Origin of the sequence: Bacillus sp. 103mf, assembly GCF_900116295.1 — a bacterium.
In the GTDB taxonomy this organism is placed as follows: Bacteria; Bacillota; Bacilli; order Bacillales; family Bacillaceae_G; genus Bacillus_A; species Bacillus_A bruguierae.
In genome coordinates this window covers 131,389-150,750 of sequence record NZ_FPAF01000003.1, presented here as the reverse complement: position 1 = coordinate 150,750, position 19,362 = coordinate 131,389, and the positions used below count along the sequence as shown (strand labels likewise).

Below are 19,362 nucleotides of genomic sequence, written 5' to 3'. Positions count from 1 at the left end.
AAATAAAGAAAGCATCACACTTTGCAATCCATTATTACAGGTTACTTAAGTTTACCATTCCAGAAATATCCTGTAAATCATTTCAAGTAACCTATACCGTTAGTTCAAAAGGTTTCTTTTTTTATCATCCAAAGAGCTGGTGAGTGGGTTTCAGCTACTTCAAAAGAAGAAGAAGAAGAAGAAGAACAACTCATCGCAGAAGATCTTGACATTTTAAACCGCTGGGATGACACATACGGGGATCGAATTACAGAATTAGTCTTTATTGGTATTGACATGAACAGAAAAAAATAGAGAAATCTTTAGACCACTGCTTATTAACTGAACAAGAAATGTATGAAAACTGGGATATATTCCATGATCCTATCCCTCCATTTATGACTGCTTATTAAAAAAACTCCCCTTTCTCCTCATGACGCTGAGAAAGGGGAATTCATAAATAAAGCTTTCTATATCTCTTACCGATAGCAAACCGTATCTATCATCTTGAATTCTTCTAAAAAGGAGAATACTGAATAAACTATATATCCATTTTATTTTTTCGCCATATAAGTCGCTGCTATGCAGAATCCAACATGACCGCTACTTGCTCTCTCCCGCCTAAAAAGAAAAAGGGTTTTTATGTCGATTCTTTAATTTATATTTATATAAACTGGCACCCCTTCATATTTTAAAAGATCCTGATATTCTTTTTCCAATTCATCCAAAGTTAATTCGTACAACTGCTTATTTAATACTTTATATATCCCTACATCAATTAACTTCTCAATCAATAGTTTCTTCCTTTTTTCTACAGCATAACGAAGCCCATAACTCATTCTTTTTCCAAACTCCTTTCGACACTATACTGCATGAACGTTTTGTGGCCACATTATATATATGTATGATGGTAAATAAAAAAGATTCCACCTTATAAACAGGATTTGTAAGAAAGGTGTCTACATCAATAAAAACTTTCTCAAACTTATCTTTTAGTTAATCTAATATACTATTTATAAAGTTACTATTTGTATAATTTTATAAATAGTATTTTCAAGTCTAACTATCAATTTCTTGTATTAAGAGAGGATGAAAAGAATGTGTGGTATTGCAGGTTGGGTTGATTGGTTGAAGGATATTTCAAATGAACGTCCAATTCTTGAAAAAATGGCGAATAGTATTGAACATCGAGGTCCTGATGCAGAAGGTTATTGGTTTTCTACACATGCGGCCTTCGCTCATCGGAGATTAATTGTAATTGATCCACAAGGTGGTTCTCAACCAAAAACATATCAAGCTGGAGATTATACGTATGCAATTACGTATAATGGAGAAATTTATAACTTTCGTGAACTTCGAGAAATATTAAAACAACACGGTCATACATTTTACACTCATTCTGATACAGAAGTATTATTACATGCGTATTTACAATGGCACGAAGAATGTGTTCAACATCTAAATGGTATTTTTGCTTTTGCAATTTGGGATGAACAAAAGCAGCAATTATTTATGGCACGCGATCATTTAGGAGTGAAACCACTATTCTATATACAGCAAGGCAGTAGTATCATTTTCGGTTCAGAATTAAAAGTTCTTCTCTCCCACCCTGCTGTTCAAACGGAAATAGATACAGGTGGCCTAAATGAAATATTTGGGTTACATTTATTTCGCACACCTGGATGTGGAGTATTTAAGCATATACAAGAAGTACGTGCAGGTCATTATCTAACTTGTACACGTAACAAAACAGAAGTAAAAAGATATTGGACACTGGAAAGCAAAATACACACAGAGGATCCAGATACAACAGCAGCACATATTCGTAGTATTCTACAAGATACAGTAAAAAGGCAATTAATCGCCGATGTTCCTCTCGTATGTATGTTGTCAGGTGGTTTAGATTCAAGCGGTATTACAGCATTGGCTAGAAAAGAATTCCAAAAAGATAACAAAATTTTAAACACATATTCTATTGATTTTGTGAACAGTGCCCAAGACTTTGAACTTACGTTTTCTCGTACAGGATTAGACGCCCCGTGGATAAATCGGGTATCAGAATATGTCGGCACAAACCATCATGACATTATTGTAGATGCAAATAAACTAGTAAGTCATTTATTTGTGCCTCTACGCGCACGTGATTTACCAGGTGCTGGTGAAATGGAAACTTCACTTTATTTACTATTTCAGGAAATGAAAAAAGATGCCACAGTTGCATTATCTGGGGAATCGGCAGATGAAGTATTTGGAGGATATCCTTGGTTTCATCAGGAAGAATTCCTATCTATCAATACATTTCCTTGGCTCTATAGTATGAACAATGCATCAAACTTACTATTAGAAGATGTAAAACACCAATTAAACACAGATTCCTATATACAACAGCGATTTCAAGAAGCTGTTGCAGAAGTACCAAGTCTACCAGGCGAGGACTACAAATCTGCCAGACAGCGGCAAATGTTCTATTTATTTTTAACACGTTTCCTACCATTTCTACTGGATCGTAAAGATCGAATGAGTATGAATGTTGGCTTTGAAGTACGAGTACCGTTTTGTGATTACAGACTTGTCGAATATTTATGGAACGTACCATTCCATATAAAAAGCATTGATAACATCGAAAAAGGGATTTTACGAAGAGCATTTAAAGATATTTTACCTGATGATGTTCGAAATAGAAGAAAGAGTGCCTATCCTACTTCACAAGATCCAAATTATTTACAAATGATTCGTAACTTAACACTTGAAATGTTATCTGATCATAATGCTCCTATCTTTAGTCTCGTTGATAAAACAAAATTACGAACCATTGCCGAAGGAAAAAGTTTTCATATTGATGAACTTCAAGTTAGAAGTATCATGGAATATATGCTTCAAGTAAATGAATGGCTAAAGATATACCATATTAAACTATAAAAAGAATGACAATCATTATATATAGCTAGACTTAAAACAAAGGAAGCAAGCGAATACAGGTAACGTTTTATTCTGTATAGCAGTGACTTATATGTCGAAAAATGAAAATAGCTTTATATAAATCCTACTTTCACCTCAATATCAGCCCCTCCTAAGATTGTAAAGAATCAAAAAAATCTAGGCGGGGGCTTACAGTTCATAAAATCCATAGCCCCTCATCCTACTATTTAGTAATAAGAGAGATAGTAATATTTATCCTTATAAGGAGATAATTCAATAATTAACATATTCTTACAAATACAATCTATCCGCCCACATCCACGGTCCAACCTATAATTGCAGCACTATTTGTTTCTTTCCAAGTATTCATCTTTTCTAATATATATCTAACATTAAGCAACGACTCATATAAGAAATGTTCCTCTTTAAACATTTGTTCGCCACATGTGATGATTCTATCTGTTGCTACCACAATATGATTTGTTCCTTTCTGTAATTCACGAACACCTGATGTAAAGCAAGGCGTTGCTGCTGCAAAAACATTTCGTCTACCAATTCGCTCATAAAACCGTTGCTCATTTAAACGGCCCTGTTTACATTGTTGTAACTCTGGATGGAATAAATAAATGAAGCACTCTCCTACCGACAACCAATACACGAGCTGATCTTTCCGAAGACAAATGAGACACTCTGTTTTCCCTTGCATCTTCTCACTTTCTTCAATAAATGTTTCATCTGTAAATAGAGATAATAAATACATATGTGTATGATGAAAAACTAAATGGTTTGGATATGAAAATAGTTGTAGTAATTTCTCTTTTCTTTCACAAATTATATTTATAATAAACTGCGCTCTTTCAATTGTATGCTCTGCATCAAAAATCATCACAAATTCCCATGTACCATGTGGATCACACCAAGCAAGGACAGCTTCCTCATTTTCAACTGCACTTCCCTCTGAATTCCCGCCATATAATCCGATAGAAAGAGGACCTAGCTCTTCAACATGAATTTCATTTAAATACGCTTTTTTATCACCAATCCATTTAAAGGTATGTACAGCCTTCATCCCCATCCCTCGTTTCATTGTGATTATAAGATAAGCTTATATTATCTACTAAAAAAAAGATACTTTTCCAAAGAAAAATTTCACAAATAAAACTATATATCTTTACAAACAATTATATCGTATTATACGATATAAAAAAAGGAGTTGTAATCATGCTAATAAATAAACATTGGGAAACAATTTATTTTTATCTTCGTCATGAATATGAAGATAATTTAACTCACCAAGCTATTCGTATTTTACAAATGATTTCTCGACAAGAAGCACAAACCATTAGTACTATCGCAGCAAAACTACATCTCTCACATAACACGGCTTCTGAACATATTAAACGATTAATTCAAAAAGAGTTTGTAATAAAGGAGCGTAGTCAACAAGATGAACGAGTTGTAATTGTAAAGCTAACAGAAAAAGGACAGCAAGCATTAGCTACACACACACTACTCGATGAGACAAAACTAAAAAAAATAGAAGAGAAATTATCTGAAGAAGAAAAAAAGCTGATTCAATCTGCATTCGAATTATTAGCAAAGGAGGCCTACGATGTCTTTTCTCATTAAAGTAATCGTCTCTGCACTTATTATTGGGGGCGTTACAGAGATTGCCAAGCACTATAGTACACTTGGCGGCTTCATTGCCGCACTTCCGTTAATTAGTTTGCTTAGTTTATTTTGGATTTCTGTTGAGGGAGGTTCTAGGGAAAAATTAAGTGATTTTGCACTTGGTGTGTTATATGGATTTCCTGCATCAGCCTTGCTATTATTCATTGTATATTTAGGGCTTCGCAACTCATTTTCACTTAGCACTTCTATTCTATTCGGTATAGGAGTATGGGGAATATTATTAGCTTGTCAGAGATTTTTTCAAACTTAAGGGGGCGTTATTTTGATTACTCATGTAGATGTTTTCGGCAAAAAAGTTGAAGTGCTAATTACAGGAGAAGGTACGCAAACTGTTGTGATTCAAACCGGTATGAGATCGACCAGACATTATAATAGAAGCAATAAAAAATCTACATAACTTGTAAAAAGAAGAGGAAAGCAATAGAATCACTGCTTTCCTCTTCTTTTTATTCAAAGTTTTCTTCTAACTCTTCTACATCATAAAACAAGTTCCCAGTACTTACATGAATAGGACCGTTTGCGACATCAACACGTAATACCCACGCCCATGGCACAGATAATCTTTCATGCAATGCCCGCCAGAAAGCCATTGATTTTCTTTCATATTCTTCAAATTCTTCTAGCATCTCTTTATAGGAGGCACCGTCTAATTGAATATTAGCTTCCATTAAACGTGAAAAGGCATAATGTTTTAGTTCTAGTTCTGCAGCAATTTCCATTTCTTCAGGTGTTGCCATACCAATAATCGTTCCGTCAGGTGGTAAAATCTCATATACATTATGAACTTCCACAACTTCTTCTGGCATGGATGAAAATCGATTGTTTTTCTCGAACATATGAACAGCCTCCTTTTATTAAAAGCTTTTATATTCCAGCCATTTATTTCTATGGCTGCTGTATAATCTCCTTCTCTTTTCGTTAATCTTCACACATTCTTTACAAAGTCTTCTTTCCAAATTTGATTTACTTGAACAAGTTGATTTTCTGTAAATGTCAGTTTATATATGTCAGGCATTTGTAACCCCTTCCAAAATAAAAAATCATATTTGGAATCGAAATAATTCATGATAAGGACCATAATATTTCCATGTGTTCCTATAACAATGTTTTTCCCTTTATATTTCTCCAAGATTTTCATTATACAAGAAACCCCGCGCTCCTGAGCAATAATGTTCGATTCTCCACCTTCTATATGAAACAAAGGATTTTCCCATACTTTTGTAATAACTTGCTCAAAATCTTGAACAGGCTCCAAGCTTAATAAACGCTCTCTTACATCTTCCTCTAATTCAATTGATAATTGAAAATGTTTGGCAACCCCTTCTACTGTTTGAATAGCTCTCTTATATGGACTAGCAATTACAACATCTATAGGTTCATTTTTCAATACTTCTGTCACTCTCTCTGCAGCTTGCCAACCATTCTCAGATAACGGCCTTTCCCTCTCATCAGGTGTATATGTAGAATGCGCATGTCGTACAAAATAAATAGTAGTCATTCCCTTATCCCCTTTTACTTTATTTATCATTTTTTATCTGTATTTATCTAAGTTTAATAATTAATTAACATCATACTTTACTTAGCAAAAAGCATGGTGTTTTATTCAAACACCACGCCTCTTTTGTTTACATAATAAAATTATGAGGTTAAAAATACTACGAACAATACATTTCGGAAAAACTATTTCCCGTGATGTAACATGAAATCACTTACTTCTTCTTCAATATGGTCTAACTTTGCATTCCCTTCTTTCCATTTATGAATATAACGTGTTACGCCTATAATGAAAGAAACAAAAAGAGAAGAAAGAATAACTCCATATACAGCACTAACCGTACTCATTACGACACTTCCTTGTAATTGGATTATGATACTAGTATACTCCTTTTTTTCTCTCAATGTAGGAAGTTCATATTTTTGTAACAATGACTGTTCATTTTTACTACATAGACACTCCCTCTTGTTGCTGGATATCCTTCCAGTGCTTCGTTCCTATGAAAACAACAACAAACAGTCCAAACGCAGATATGAAAATAACAGTGGATGCTGGTATATAGTCTAAAAGTACACCATACAAAAGTGTTCCAAGAGGGACAATTGCTGTTGACATCGTTTCAATTAATCCGAATACACGTCCTAAATATTCAGGTGCCGTCGCTTTTTGAACGAATACTTGTAACGGAACATTAATCGTAATGAGATTCACCCCAAAAAGGATCATAAGGGTAATGTAATATATAAAAATCATTGTTTTAGTTAACGGAAGAAACATCGGTAATGCAATGCAAAACAATAAGGCTGATAGTATGAAAAGGTTCCTGCGAATCGTCTGAAACTTATTTGTTGCCTCTGCTCGAACAGATAAAAGAATAGAAGCAAATAGCATCCCGGCAGCAAGCATTGCTTCAATGACTCCAAATTGCTGAGAAGAAAGTGATAATTTTTGAACAATAATATACGGAAGCGAGACCGAAACTGCACAAAAAAAGAAATTGAGCCAAAGTGAAAATTTCAACATCGAGAAGATATCACTTTGCTCTTTCACATATATAAAACCTTCTTTTATACTCGTTAAAAAATGACCCTTCTCTTCTTTTTTGTTTGCTTTATACAAGTCAAAGACCATAAATACTTCTATCATTGCCGCAAGAGCAAATGTAATACCATTCAGTAAAAAAAAGAATTTTATAGAAAATAAGCCGTATACAAGACCACCAATAACCGGTCCTAAAATGGTTGCAAGCGATGTAGCTGTTTGATTTAATGAATTTGCTTTTTGAATACGTGTTGTATCAACTAGAGATGGAATTGAAGATGTTAAAGCGATAGAGAAAAAACTTGCACACATCGATAACAGTGCTGCGGATACATAGATGAAGATTAATGAAAGTTCAAATGAAGTTGAAAGTAAAAACATGGTGAACATAATAAGAGCACTTAATATATCAGCTCCAACAGCGAGCTTCTTCCGGTTCATTCGGTCTGCTGCTGCCCCGGCAATTGGCCCACAAATTAAACGCGGAACGGCACCACAAACAAGTGTAATCGCAAATCCCATACCAGACCCTGTCGTTTTTAAAACGTATAGCCCCATTGCGAACGTATAAATATTTGCCCCAAGCATTGATGATAATTTTCCAATCATCATCAAAACAATATTTCGCTTTGCAATTTTCAATCGTGTATCATCTTGATTTTTTAATACACCCTCCATATAATCACTCTCCCTTTAAAAGTTAAATTGTGTTAAACTTATTATATAATTAATTTTCTGAATTCAGCAACAAAAAGTTTAATTATATTTAACTTTTTTGTGTAAAAGGAGGATTTCCATGGCTACTCTCGGAGAAAAAATACGGACGTTACGAAAAGAAAAGAAACTTACCCAATCTGAACTTGCTGGGACAGTATTGACTAAAAGTATGCTTAGTCAAATTGAAAATGGGAAAGCGACTCCTTCTATAAAAACATTACATTATCTTGCTGACAAGCTCGGCTGTGATGCAAGCTTTTTGTTAGAAGAGGAAAATGAATACACTACTCTTGTACAAAAAATGGAGCAGTATATACAAGAAATGCGTTTTAAAGATGTGTACGAAACACTTCATCCTATTGTTCATAATGTATTGCCTTCTACATTAAACGCTGCACGTTTATATAAACAATATGCAAAAGTAGCAACTTATACGGGAAACTACGATGTACATGCGTATACCGAAAAAGCAATCATCATTTTTGAGAAATACGCTTTATATCGGGAAAGTACAGAAACAAAGCTGATATCCTACTACTCATTATTTCGACACAAAGAATATAATGAGTGCTTACAATTGATTCATTCTATTCGTGACGAATATAAAGAAAAACATTTAGAAATGGATTTAATCATGCAAATTGAGCTTTTTTGGTATGAAGCTATTATTTTGTTAGCACTTGGGAATTATGAAGGATGTAAAGATATCCTTTTACAAACACTTCATTTTTCTAAAAAAAATCAAGTGTACTATAAAATGGATGAGTTTTATCGTCTTTTATCTTATCAAGCTATATTTGTTAAAGATACAGAAGGATATTTACACAATTTAGAGAAAGCAAAGCAATTTGCCATCTTTACAGAAAATACGTTGTCCTTAACCACCCTTCACCTATTGCAAGCTTATTTTCATAATACGATAACGAAACAATATGAAATAGCGCTTTCTTATGTTGAAACATATGGAAAAGAGCTGATAACAAAGCTAGAATCCGAGAAAAACGGCTTTTATTATCTTGAAAAAGGAAAAGCATTATATGGTCTAAAACGTTATCACGAAGCATTACATGAATTGGACCAAGTGACAATCCCTACTTATACGCATCATCCAATAGACCAAGCATTACTGACTACAGCAGGCTCTTTTCGTGCATTATGCTATATGCACCTAAAAGATAAAGAACAAGCACTGTATGAAGCAAAACAAGCACACACTGCTATTCAAGATTACCATGCTCCAATGTTCTCTTCTTTCACTGAAGAAACATTACAAATGATTCAAAAACTGTGAACTCTCTACCAATTGGTATATTATCCCTTGTTTTTAGGGAAAATAATAGTACAAGAAAACTTCCATCTTGATGATTTACCAATCGGATATAGAGAGGAGTTTGAAAATGAACATTCAAAGAGCAAAAGAAATTTCAGAATCAATGGAACAAACAAATGTAACATTTCAAGGCATGTCTGTTATGATTCAACATGTCGATGAAACAAATGAAACTGCGCGCATATACGAGGCAACAAATCCAAATCGTGAACTTACCGTTCCCATTAACAGCTTAGAGGAAATATGAAAACTCCCACTTCATTTTATTTTGAAGTGGGAGTTCTTTTATCACTTGCAGGCAATTCCCCCGCTTAAGAAACTGTCTTATTGCCTATGTAAACACAAAAAATGACATAAAAACCCCTTTCTTTTTAGGATGGACAAGAACATCTGGCCGCGCCTAGAAGCGGTCAGGGCCTTTTCCTGCCACATGCGATGTTTAAAACAAAGAGAGAAAATAGCGGTCATGTTGTATTCTGCATGGTAGCGAATTATATATCGGGAAATTAAAATGGACTTATATACTTCTCTTTCTTATTTAATATTACACTTACTACGGTAAGTGAAATTAATATTTAATTCAGACAAAAAGTGACACACTATTCAGATTTCGTGATAAACTAAAAAGAAAAAATTTATAGTAAGGGGGAAGCACAATGAACAAAGCTCCATACTATGCCGTCATTTTCACTTCTCAACTATCATCTGAAACTGACGATTACGAAATCGTAGCAGATGAAATGGTAAAACTAGCAGCGCAGCAACCCGGATTTATCGATGTTGAAAGCGTTCGTAATGAAGCGGGATTTGGTATTACTATTTCATATTGGGAATCGCTTGAAGCAATCAAGCAGTGGAAAGAACACGCCTCCCATACCATCGCCAGAAAAAGAGGAAGAGAACAATGGTATGAACAGTTTCATACAAGAATTTGTCTCGTTGAAAGAGAGTATCGTATTGCAAAAGGAGAATCTTAACCTATGAAACAGAAAACTGCTCTTCTTCTTCTACATGAAATATATGGAATCAATCAACATATGGAACATGTCATTCATACACTTTCCTCTGCGACTATAGACGTTATTTGTCCGAATTTATTACAGCGCTCCTCTCCCTTTCATTACGACAAGGAATCAGAGGCATATTTACATTTTATGAAGAACGTTGGATTTCAACAGGGAAAACAACAAATTGAAGATATGCTCGCTGAACTACGAAATAACTATACGTATGTAGGAGTTCTCGGATTTAGCGTTGGCGCAACAATTGCTTGGTTATGTAGTGAAGATTCTAGAATTGATTTTGTTATTGGTTGCTATGGTTCACGCATTCGTGATTACACAAATATTGTACCGAAATGCAAGGCGCTTTTATTATTCCCAACAAACGAAACTAGTTTTTCAGTTTCTACTTTGATTGAGAGTTTACAAAGTAAAGGCCATCCCCTTCTAAATATAAAACAGTTTAACGGAGAGCATGGATTTCTTGATCCATTTTCTTCAGCATACAACCAGGAAGCTGCGAATCAAGGGTATGAGATGATACGTTCTTTTCTTCAAAACATAACAGAGAAGTAGCACCTACTCCTCTGTTATGTTTATTTTAACCCCACGTTTTTTGAAGTTCATATACCTTCCATTTATAGTTCATAAATGTGTAGTATTCTTGAATTACAACATATTCCTTCGTATCCGTTTTAACAACATAAGTATGATCACCTTTATATATAACGCTCTTTACGTTTTTACTTTCAAATTCATCTTTTAATTCTTTTTCTTGCAAAATCCCTTCTGCATGAACACGATTTAAAACATTGTAGGGTGAAAAAACAGAGATTCCAAGCAGAATCAAAATTGTTACAACACTAGTAATACAAATTATTTTAAACTTTTTCATTTTTGCCCTTTCAACATAAAATAGTTTTTATCTATCGTTATCTTCCCCTTCATCCGTGCGTTCTTCCCTATCTTCCTGCTCTTTATGAAACTCCACACGCGATTGTGCGCTAATGGAATCAAATGGCGTGTAGTAAATTTGAGGTGTCACTTTTTGAACACGCATTTTATATACAGTAAATCCTATTACAACACAGAGAAAAAGCATAAACATAACAACTCCGCTTGCTAAAATAAGCATGGCATCCTCCCTTAGTAATCGTTATACTACAAAGTTCGATATAATATGAAATACTCCTCTTTGTGAACTACATCGCCATTAAAATGGTGAACTTCAAGTTCTACGCCACGAACTGTTGTCCGTTAAACGTATACACATTTGGCGTGTCCAACACCACTACTGATTGAACATTTAGCTCTTTCAGATACCTTTTACAGATGTTAATGGCTCCATTTACATCTGCATTGATAACCGTTTTACATTCTTCGCAAACATAAAGACCTCTATGTCTACGATTACCTTTTTTTGCATGTTCCTTTGAAGGAATGGGTTTACAGATTGAGCAAACCTGAGAAGTATAATCTTCTTTGATTATTTGAACAGCTATTCCTTTTTCTTCTGCTTTATAAGTAATCATTTGAACCATTTTCAAAAATGGAAGAGCATGAAATTTTTGATTGTTCTTCTTCCCTAAGTTAGCTTTTTCGCGAATCCCTGAAATATCGCCGATCACAATGGTCTCGACTCCTTGTTGTACTGCTATGTCAACTACTCTCTTTGTCATACAATGCAAGATATGAAACGTCTGAGCTCTCTTTTTCTTATATAACTGAAGGACTCTCTTAGATTTTTTCGGATATTCGATTCCTTTAACTGATTGTTGAGCGTCTGAAATAGCTTGATAATGAGCTATTTTCTTATGAAAATACCGTTCAACAGACAGCCATTGGCGACCAGAAATGATGTGTGAATGTCCTCGATAATCATAACAAGTAAGGGCATTCGCGACCCCGATATCTATCGCCATACATTTATCACTTTTTTCGTAAACCGAACAATTTGGATATTCTTGAGCTAGTATAATCTTGTACTCTCCATCAGATATGAGCTTCACTTCCACGGTTTTAATAACACCTAGTTTGATATGAGTAGGAACGGGAATATAGATAAACTTCTTTTTAATGTTATACTTTTCTTTTAAATAAGCCTTTTGTTGTGCTGGGATCGAGAGCCGAAGATTTTTCCCATCTAGACAAAACCCATTATTCAAAAACTTGACATTCACGTTTTTTTGCTTAAAGCGTGGAGGCTTTGGGCTTTCAATCCCTCCTGACTTTTTTAATTCAAAAAACGATACCCACGCTTCTTGAAGAACTTTTAAAACTTCCTGTGCTGACTGCGAGGGCAAATTTTTGTACCAAAAATGTTTTTTTAGTCTCTTTTTCTGATCATACCAATCAGGAAAAGGAGCATTAGACTCCTTATTCCAGTTCATTTTTTCATAGTTTGCGACATTCCATAACTTTCTTGCTGCATACCCCAACTGAATTAAAATCCGATCTACTTCGTTATTCGGCTTGAATATAAAATAAGATGCACGAATCACATGACTCACCCACCTTTCGATTGTTTTGCAATATACTTTTTAATCGCTTCTTCGTTTATAGAACCAACCGTTTCAATATAGAACCTACGATTCTATAAATTCAATTTCCATGATTCCCCTTTAACTTTAGGGAATTCCAAAAACAATTTTCGCCCTGAGATTCCTTTTAACATTTTAACAATATAAGAGGGAGCCACTTTAGGATGGGCTGAAGCAAATACATGAACATGGTCTTGTTCGCCAACCTCCATCATGACGACTTCAAACCCTTTTTCATTGACAAATTCCTGAAAAAGCTCCTTCAGATACTGTTCAATTTTTCCTGTTAGCAGCTTTCTTCGATATTTGACCGACCAAACGATATGATAGTTAACGTTATAAACACAAGTTCTCGCATGTTTAAGATTTGACTTATTTTCCATACATATAGCATAAAATAATTTCTAAATATTATCAATAATTCAAATCATCAAGTATAGTACATATAGTGTGTAGATAACACAAAGAAGGCAGTCATTCATCTCCCCATTGAAATGTGGAGATGAATGACCGCTTTATCCTAAAAACTGAAACTTCTTTCAAAGAAAATTTTCTTTATTAAACCGAAAAAAATAAACGTAACAAAAACACCACAATGACTCCTGTTAATACAGCCCCAAGCAAACTCCGTGTGAAAATCGCAACAAAGAACGTTGGAATAGCAGCTACTAAATAATCTACTTTCACTGTTTCATGCATAAATAACGTTTGTGCTAACAATGCTGCTAATATTGCAATTGGAATATGACTCAGCCATTTCAATCCCCATTCTGGAATTTCTACTTTACTTAATACAAGTAGTGGTACGACTCTCGGAAGAAATGTGACAATTGCGGACCCGAGCACAACAAGTAACAAACCCCATCTTACTTCCATTTTTCAATCACCATCCCAATTGTCGCTGCTGCAAGTGTGGCAATAATAACAGCTACGCTATTTGATACAAAGAAATGAGCACCATATGCAATGATCATTGATACAATTGCAACGCAAAGATGAACAAATAGCTCCGGACGACTGCTCACAAATTGTAAAACAAACAAGCCGATGAACATCGCTGGAATTGCATAATCCATCCCGTATGTATGCGGATCTCGTATCCAGTCTCCCAAAATACCACCAATGATATTTGCTGCTACCCAATTTATATAACCTGTCATATTTAAACCGAGCATCCATTTTTCACTTACATATTGTTTTCCTGTTACATGCTGGGCTGCAACACCAAATGTTTCATCTGTAAGTTGCGAACCGATCACTATGTTTTTCCAAACCGATACTTTTTTTAAATAGGGAGCTAATGCTGCGCTCATTAAAAAATGTCTTAAATTCACAAAAAAAACTGTAAAAATAATAGTAGAAGCTGGTGCACCTGCTACAAACATTCCAGCCATAATAAACTGCGCTGAACCTGCATAAATCAGCAACGAAATAAGCGCAATTTCTGTTAATGAAAATCCAGCTGTTTTTTCAATAACACCTGATGCTACTCCGATACTTAAATAACCAAGAACTGTCGGCAAACAGTCTTTCACGCCTTGCATGAACGTGTTATCTTGCGACTGTATCACTGTTGCTCGTTCCACTCCACATTCCTCCTTTACCCTTATATAAGGTGAACTAAAGCTGAATCATATGTTTTCACAGCCCCTGATTCCTTCATTTCTATAAATTCCTGATACTGCTGATCCATTTTGATTTCCAACATATAAGTCGCTTCTATGCATAGGTACACTCCTTCTGTCATACCCTTACCAAATCAATAATATTCCGAATTTTCAACCAATAAAAAAATAACCTTAAAAGAAAAAAAGAAGATAACTTTCTAGCTATATAGGAAATTATCTTCTTTTTGATTTCTGTATATTAATATTCCGTTACTTACTTAAAGCAGGTACTTTTTTACTATTCCACTAACAGCCCTTCTTAATTTGCAGCATCATATTCCCATTCTTTTGAAACTCATATGGGACCTGTACTTCTGCTACTTCACACCCTTTGTTTCGTAAATTTTCTATGAGCTCGTCTAAAAATTCATATCGTTCACCCTTTAAATCGATACATGGGAAAATTCTAATTTCTTGTTTCGCAACGCGGAGCAATTCTGTAATCGTATCAACATGGAACTTATAATCGAAGCGATCACCATACATAAATAGAAAATGTGCTGATAAAACCATATCAAATTCTTCATCTTGAAAAGGCAAATTAGGTAACGTAGCATACACATACTTCTCTTGATTATGTTTCATGTCCGCTCCGCAAACTTGAAGTGCTTCTAAACGGTGCTTCCGTAAATCTTCTACACTAGAAAAATAATTCCATATGTAATTGGCTTTTGCTTTTTCCATATGTTCCATCGTATGTATTACATCTTGTAATCCTTTTTCATATAAAGCTTCCCCATCAAATTGATATACAACATCACAAGCTGTTACATCTCCGCCCTTTGTATTTGCGACTGCAGTAAATGAACAAGCACCAGCTGGGCAATCTAGTATTTTCTTATTTTGTATGTCCTCATCACATAATTGGAACATATCACAATACTCTTCAAACGTACGGCCAATAAATACAACTCTTTCAATATCTAATTTCATTTTCTTCACTCCCCCTTCCTTATTTTAACATACAAAAAAACTCATACTATTACATTCAATTCCAAATAACCCCTGAAATTATTTAATATAAATTTGACACATTCTACTTTCGTATTAAGATTAAAATATATGGAGGGGAATTTATATGGAATATAATATTTTAAAAGTTATTGCACTAGCAGAAAAACTAAAATATGAAATGCGGCACAGTTGGCTTTCTAACGGCCGTCAAGAGAGTGTAGCAGAGCATACATGGCGTATGTCACTCATGGCTATCCTCGTTCATCCTTATTTAGATAAAAAAGTGAATATCGAAAAGTTACTTAAGATGGTAATTATCCACGATTTAGTCGAAGCTGAAGCTGGTGATATCCCTGCATTCGATACGATGAATAGTGAAGAATTACAACGAAAAAAACAAGAAAACGAACAACAAGCGATTCTAAATATTAAACATACACTGTCAGGGCCACTTGGGGAAGAATTATATGAACTATGGATGGAGTTTGAAGAAAAAGAAACGTATGAAGCAAAAGTAGCAAATGCTTTAGATAAGCTAGAAGTAAAAATTCAACATAATGAAGCAGACATCGATACGTGGATTCCTATTGAACATAAAATGACATTCCAAGTTGCACAGCATACAGATTTTGATTCATTCTTATCAAAGTTACAAAAGATTATTGAAAAAGAAGGAGAAAAAAAATTAATTGCTGCTGGGATCGATGTTGAGGCTTGTAAGCAGTAATATTCTAAATACAATTTGAAAAACTGACATAAAACCCCTTTTTTAATGATGGGACCAGAGCATCTGGCTGTGCATAGAAGCGGTCAGGGTCTTTCCCTGCCTTTAAAACAAAGGGAGAAAGCAAGTAGCTATCATGTTTTATTCTGCACGGCAGCGACTTATAAAGAAAAGCGGAAGTGGCTCGCTCAGAACAAGAGGGGGATGGAGCTTCTGACATAGAGGCGCTTTTTGCCTCGGCGGAAGACGCGAAAGCCACCGACTGTTCTAGCCGCTGGAGCTGGATTATAAAGAAAAGCGGAGCCGACCGTTTAGGCCCGCTGGCTAAGGTTCTTTCACACAGAAGGTGTTTTTACCTTCTCGTGTGGAAGGTTCTTAGACATGAGGGCTTAGGAGACAGAGCTAGACAAAGATGTTAAAAAATTAAAATAGATTTATATAATTCATGATTGAAAGTTACTACTAATTATAAAAAAGAAACCGCATGAAAAATTTCCATGTGGTTTCTTCTATATTACTATTCTCTTCTTTCATTATGGGGTCCCGCCAGAACCTTGTGATAAAAGCGTTAGAAAGCGCTCACTATACTCAAACGCCATCAGAAGGCCTTATTCTACATACCGACTTAGGCACCCAATATACAAGTCAAGAATTTCAAACCATACTTACGAATTATAAAATAAAGCCCTCTTTCAGTAAGAAAGGCTGCCCGTATGATAACGCTTGTACCGAATCATTTCATGCAAATTTAAAGAAAGAAAAGTATATCGTACAAAATATGCCACATTTGAACAAGCAAACGTAGCACTATTTCAATACATTGAGGGATGGTATAACCGCAAGAGAATTCATAGTAGTATTGGTTATAAAACTCCCCAAGCAATAGAAGATCTAGCTAAAAAAGTAGCATAGACTTAATTTTCTTGTGTCCAAAATATTGACTCAAATCCAGAAGTTTATATTAGATCACTTATTTAATTTTTTGAACCTAACACTTTAAAATCATAAGCATGAATTGATTTCCCTCCCTGGACAGAGTTAATGATTTCTTCCATACCTATAACTTCACTTTCTTTAATTTTCTTACCATTTTTTAAAGAATAAATTTCTATATAATATTTATCTTTTCGATTTTCATCATACCGTAAGACATATAATTGATCGCCCTTGAAGAAAGTTTGCTCATTGTATCTAACACCATCTGTTACATGATAGTCAATCTTAAATTTAGTATTTACTGTATTTGTCTGTGTATTAAACGTAATAACGTTACCTAATCCATTTATAAAATAGAGTTCATTGTTATGTAAATACGCGGAATTATGTTTTGTAAATGGTATTGAAGCTGTAGTGTTCTCTTCGGAAGACAACAAAATTAATTCTTGTTTTAATGTCGTTTTATCGATACGCAACAAATAAACTTTTCCTTTAATCGTATTATCATTTTCAACTAAAACCGTATAGTAATAATTTGAATCACTTAAAATAGAAGAATAACTAGAATATGACATAATTTTATCTAAACTAATTTCTGTAACATCTTCAAGTTTCATCTTTAGATCATTAAATGCTAATTTTTTTAGACTATATTCTTTTTTGTCTATATCTTGAGTTATGACTAAAATAGTTTCTTCATCCACTCCAGAGCTCATAAGATAATGTGGAATATTTCCTTTATGAATGCCCTTTTTATTACCATATACAACATTTGAATCATATCCTCCGGTATCAGGATTACTACCAGAATTATAGATATTTACAAACAAGTCGCTGTTCTTTAAATATGCTCTGTAATCTCCTGTATGTTGGTATTTCATCTTAAACTCTTTAAAGTTCTCCCCTACAATTTTAAGCTTATCCTTACTTTCTAATAGAAGTTCTTTTTTATTTTCTGATACTCCTATACCACCAAGCTCTAAACCATTCATTTTATAACCACTTGCTTCCCCATTCTTATTAATAAACACTGCATAACTAATACCCTTACCATCCATGTCTTGATCAGCTGTAGAAGAAAGGTATATCACAGCGTGTTTATCCTTCAAAAAATCTTTTTTTTGAACATCTTCCTCAGATATCAAATCCACATTTGAGTTACTGAAAAAGAAAAAATAGACTAATACTGTAATCACAATTACACCTAAAATAACAAATAGTAGTTTTTTCATCATGATATATTCCTTTCTTACAAGAAGAAGTGCAACAAATGTATTCGTTGCACTTCTTTCTATTAAATATGTCGAACTACTGATGTTTGTTCCGCATCACGAACATCTCGTGGATATACGCCAGCGCCACCATCTTTGTCTAAATCTAAACCACCATTAAGCTTATAAGCTGACCAGATAAGTTTTGAACAATTTTTGTCTCCATAATGAGTGGTAATTCTATTCGTAGCGAAATTATAAGAATATCCGTCTTTACCTACACGATCTTTCACCCACCATGCAGCATCATTTTTATTTTGCCAAGTAGTATTTACAGATTTGACAACAGCGTCGCCTTTATCGACTTTGCGAGCTGTTGTACTAAGTGTACGTACTCCGTCACCTGGAACTGATTCTACTATTGTATTTGAACTATAGTACATACCAACATGTCCATGATTCAAATATGCAGTATATGAACCAGTATAAAAGAAATCGCCCATATTGCTATTACCTACAGATACTGTACCACCTCCTCCTCCTAACGTATTTACTTTTTTACTTGCTTCTTTTTTACTTTGAGCTTCATCTGCTTTGAGTTCTTTATAAATCTGTTCAGAAATTGCCTCTTTCGTATTTCCTGTATTCTTTGCCATTTCATTAATACTTGATATTAATTCCGATGTACTCAAATCTGGTTGCATTTTCTTAATTTCATTCAAATAAGGTAAATCATCACTTCCTGCAAAAGTAGCAGTAGGTACAACCACAGCTGAAGTCATTAAACCCATTGTTAATGCTAATGCATGTAATTTTTTCATATTACACCCCTCTATTTTCGAATTATTAACAAAAATTACAAAACTTCCAACTTTTTGGTATATTAGGAAGATACACCTAATCATATCTTACAAATAATGTATATGTAAATATATTTCAGAATTTTTTTATTTTTTATTTTTATAGATTGAAAGGTTCTGGTGCAAAGTTTGAAAAAAGCATAAACAGGTTGGTAAATGAGGAACAATGTTTAGGAAGTAGCTAGTAATTGTTGAAGTTCATTGTACGTTGAAAAAGCGGAGTCTCTTTGAAGACTTCGCCTTTATTTATATAGGAGTCCCACCCCATCGCTATCAAGCTAAGAAATACAAATACC

At 34.3% G+C, this 19,362-nt stretch carries 23 protein-coding genes and 4 pseudogenes; 11 read left to right on the top strand and 16 right to left on the bottom strand.

Features of this window, described 5'->3' with window-relative positions; translation table 11 throughout:
- Positions 1–126: 126 nt before the first annotated feature.
- Positions 127–392: pseudogene (locus tag BM350_RS26170) on the top strand (GTP-binding protein); the annotation flags it as partial.
- Positions 393–632: 240 nt separating this feature from the next.
- Here BM350_RS26170 and BM350_RS10380 read toward each other — a convergent pair.
- Positions 633–818 (bottom strand): Fur-regulated basic protein FbpA, encoded by a 186-nt coding sequence (locus BM350_RS10380; RefSeq protein WP_090912280.1) that lies wholly within the window; start codon positions 816–818, stop codon positions 633–635.
- Between the two features lie 259 nt (positions 819–1,077).
- Here BM350_RS10380 and asnB point away from each other — a divergent pair, with 259 nt between their 5' ends.
- On the top strand, positions 1,078–2,898 hold the full coding sequence (gene asnB / locus BM350_RS10375; RefSeq protein WP_090912282.1) for an asparagine synthase (glutamine-hydrolyzing): 1,821 nt from the start codon (positions 1,078–1,080) through the stop codon (positions 2,896–2,898).
- Between the two features lie 304 nt (positions 2,899–3,202).
- Here asnB and BM350_RS10370 read toward each other — a convergent pair whose 3' ends face one another.
- Positions 3,203–3,967: a hypothetical protein gene (locus BM350_RS10370; RefSeq protein WP_090912285.1), complete on the bottom strand. Its 765-nt coding sequence runs from the start codon at positions 3,965–3,967 to the stop codon at positions 3,203–3,205.
- Between the two features lie 149 nt (positions 3,968–4,116).
- Between BM350_RS10370 and BM350_RS10365 the strand changes: the two genes are divergently transcribed.
- Genes BM350_RS10365 through BM350_RS27845 form a run of 3 tightly spaced genes read left to right on the top strand, consistent with a single transcriptional unit; the run spans position 4,117 to position 4,987 of the window.
- On the top strand, positions 4,117–4,527 hold the full coding sequence (locus tag BM350_RS10365; RefSeq protein ID WP_090912287.1) for a MarR family winged helix-turn-helix transcriptional regulator: 411 nt from the start codon (positions 4,117–4,119) through the stop codon (positions 4,525–4,527).
- Positions 4,511–4,840: a DUF3147 family protein gene (locus BM350_RS10360; protein WP_090912289.1), complete on the top strand. Its 330-nt coding sequence runs from the start codon at positions 4,511–4,513 to the stop codon at positions 4,838–4,840. Before BM350_RS10365 ends, BM350_RS10360 begins: the two co-directional genes overlap by 17 nt.
- Before the next feature lie 12 nt (positions 4,841–4,852).
- Positions 4,853–4,987, top strand: coding sequence for a hypothetical protein (locus BM350_RS27845; RefSeq protein WP_280141372.1), 135 nt, complete (start codon positions 4,853–4,855; stop codon positions 4,985–4,987).
- Between the two features lie 49 nt (positions 4,988–5,036).
- Here the strand turns inward: BM350_RS27845 and BM350_RS10355 are convergent, their stop codons facing one another.
- The 4 genes from BM350_RS10355 to BM350_RS10340 all read right to left on the bottom strand — a co-directional run bounded on the left by BM350_RS10355 (position 5,037) and on the right by BM350_RS10340 (position 7,804).
- Positions 5,037–5,426 carry a hypothetical protein gene (locus BM350_RS10355; protein WP_090912291.1) on the bottom strand — a complete coding sequence of 130 codons (390 nt, stop codon included), beginning with the start codon at positions 5,424–5,426 and terminating at the stop codon, positions 5,037–5,039.
- An 89-nt stretch (positions 5,427–5,515) separates the two neighbouring features.
- Positions 5,516–6,088 carry a histidine phosphatase family protein gene (locus BM350_RS10350; RefSeq protein WP_090912292.1) on the bottom strand — a complete coding sequence of 191 codons (573 nt, stop codon included), beginning with the start codon at positions 6,086–6,088 and terminating at the stop codon, positions 5,516–5,518.
- A 182-nt stretch (positions 6,089–6,270) separates the two neighbouring features.
- Positions 6,271–6,432, bottom strand: coding sequence for a peptidase (locus tag BM350_RS10345; protein WP_090912294.1), 162 nt, complete (start codon positions 6,430–6,432; stop codon positions 6,271–6,273).
- Positions 6,433–6,532: 100 nt separating this feature from the next.
- On the bottom strand, positions 6,533–7,804 hold the full coding sequence (locus tag BM350_RS10340) for an MFS transporter (RefSeq protein WP_090912296.1): 1,272 nt from the start codon (positions 7,802–7,804) through the stop codon (positions 6,533–6,535).
- 118 nt (positions 7,805–7,922) lie between these two features.
- Between BM350_RS10340 and BM350_RS10335 the strand changes: the two genes are divergently transcribed.
- The 4 genes from BM350_RS10335 to BM350_RS10320 all read left to right on the top strand — a co-directional run bounded on the left by BM350_RS10335 (position 7,923) and on the right by BM350_RS10320 (position 10,750).
- On the top strand, positions 7,923–9,134 hold the full coding sequence (locus tag BM350_RS10335; RefSeq protein ID WP_090912298.1) for a helix-turn-helix domain-containing protein: 1,212 nt from the start codon (positions 7,923–7,925) through the stop codon (positions 9,132–9,134).
- Positions 9,135–9,240: 106 nt separating this feature from the next.
- Positions 9,241–9,420, top strand: coding sequence for an H-type small acid-soluble spore protein (locus BM350_RS10330; protein WP_090912300.1), 180 nt, complete (start codon positions 9,241–9,243; stop codon positions 9,418–9,420).
- Between the two features lie 409 nt (positions 9,421–9,829).
- Positions 9,830–10,150: an antibiotic biosynthesis monooxygenase family protein gene (locus tag BM350_RS10325; protein ID WP_090912302.1), complete on the top strand. Its 321-nt coding sequence runs from the start codon at positions 9,830–9,832 to the stop codon at positions 10,148–10,150.
- Between the two features lie 3 nt (positions 10,151–10,153).
- On the top strand, positions 10,154–10,750 hold the full coding sequence (locus BM350_RS10320) for a dienelactone hydrolase family protein (protein WP_090912304.1): 597 nt from the start codon (positions 10,154–10,156) through the stop codon (positions 10,748–10,750).
- A 25-nt stretch (positions 10,751–10,775) separates the two neighbouring features.
- On the opposite strand, the gene BM350_RS10315 is transcribed toward BM350_RS10320, so the two are convergent.
- From BM350_RS10315 to BM350_RS10285, 7 genes and pseudogenes are all read right to left on the bottom strand, one after another.
- Positions 10,776–11,069, bottom strand: a complete 294-nt coding sequence (locus tag BM350_RS10315) for a hypothetical protein (RefSeq protein WP_090912306.1) — start codon at positions 11,067–11,069, stop codon at positions 10,776–10,778.
- A 27-nt stretch (positions 11,070–11,096) separates the two neighbouring features.
- Positions 11,097–11,309 (bottom strand): DUF3951 domain-containing protein, encoded by a 213-nt coding sequence (locus BM350_RS10310; RefSeq protein WP_090912308.1) that lies wholly within the window; start codon positions 11,307–11,309, stop codon positions 11,097–11,099.
- Between the two features lie 100 nt (positions 11,310–11,409).
- Positions 11,410–12,675 (bottom strand): RNA-guided endonuclease InsQ/TnpB family protein, encoded by a 1,266-nt coding sequence (locus tag BM350_RS10305; RefSeq protein ID WP_090912310.1) that lies wholly within the window; start codon positions 12,673–12,675, stop codon positions 11,410–11,412.
- A 5-nt stretch (positions 12,676–12,680) separates the two neighbouring features.
- Positions 12,681–13,097 (bottom strand): annotated as a pseudogene (gene tnpA, locus BM350_RS10300) (IS200/IS605 family transposase).
- A 175-nt stretch (positions 13,098–13,272) separates the two neighbouring features.
- Positions 13,273–13,590 carry an AzlD domain-containing protein gene (locus tag BM350_RS10295; RefSeq protein WP_090912312.1) on the bottom strand — a complete coding sequence of 106 codons (318 nt, stop codon included), beginning with the start codon at positions 13,588–13,590 and terminating at the stop codon, positions 13,273–13,275.
- On the bottom strand, positions 13,581–14,258 hold the full coding sequence (locus BM350_RS10290; protein ID WP_090912643.1) for an AzlC family ABC transporter permease: 678 nt from the start codon (positions 14,256–14,258) through the stop codon (positions 13,581–13,583). Before BM350_RS10290 ends, BM350_RS10295 begins: the two co-directional genes overlap by 10 nt.
- A 369-nt stretch (positions 14,259–14,627) precedes the next feature.
- Positions 14,628–15,314, bottom strand: a complete 687-nt coding sequence (locus BM350_RS10285) for a class I SAM-dependent methyltransferase (protein WP_090912314.1) — start codon at positions 15,312–15,314, stop codon at positions 14,628–14,630.
- Between the two features lie 145 nt (positions 15,315–15,459).
- Here BM350_RS10285 and BM350_RS10280 point away from each other — a divergent pair, with 145 nt between their 5' ends.
- Together BM350_RS10280 and BM350_RS10270 are read left to right on the top strand one after the other, a co-directional pair.
- Complete coding sequence (locus tag BM350_RS10280; RefSeq protein WP_090912317.1) at positions 15,460–16,062, top strand: HD domain-containing protein; 603 nt, start codon at positions 15,460–15,462, stop codon at positions 16,060–16,062.
- A 547-nt stretch (positions 16,063–16,609) separates the two neighbouring features.
- Positions 16,610–16,971, top strand: a pseudogene (locus BM350_RS10270) (integrase core domain-containing protein); the annotation flags it as partial.
- 62 nt (positions 16,972–17,033) lie between these two features.
- Here BM350_RS10270 and BM350_RS10265 read toward each other — a convergent pair.
- The 3 genes and pseudogenes from BM350_RS10265 to BM350_RS28005 all read right to left on the bottom strand — a co-directional run.
- Positions 17,034–18,227, bottom strand: coding sequence for a hypothetical protein (locus tag BM350_RS10265; RefSeq protein WP_090912319.1), 1,194 nt, complete (start codon positions 18,225–18,227; stop codon positions 17,034–17,036).
- 62 nt (positions 18,228–18,289) lie between these two features.
- Entirely contained in the window at positions 18,290–19,027 is a 738-nt protein-coding gene (locus BM350_RS10260) for a hypothetical protein (RefSeq protein WP_090912320.1), read from the bottom strand.
- Positions 19,028–19,236: 209 nt separating this feature from the next.
- A pseudogene (locus BM350_RS28005) lies at positions 19,237–19,320 on the bottom strand (IS6 family transposase); the annotation flags it as partial.
- Positions 19,321–19,362 lie beyond the last annotated feature (42 nt).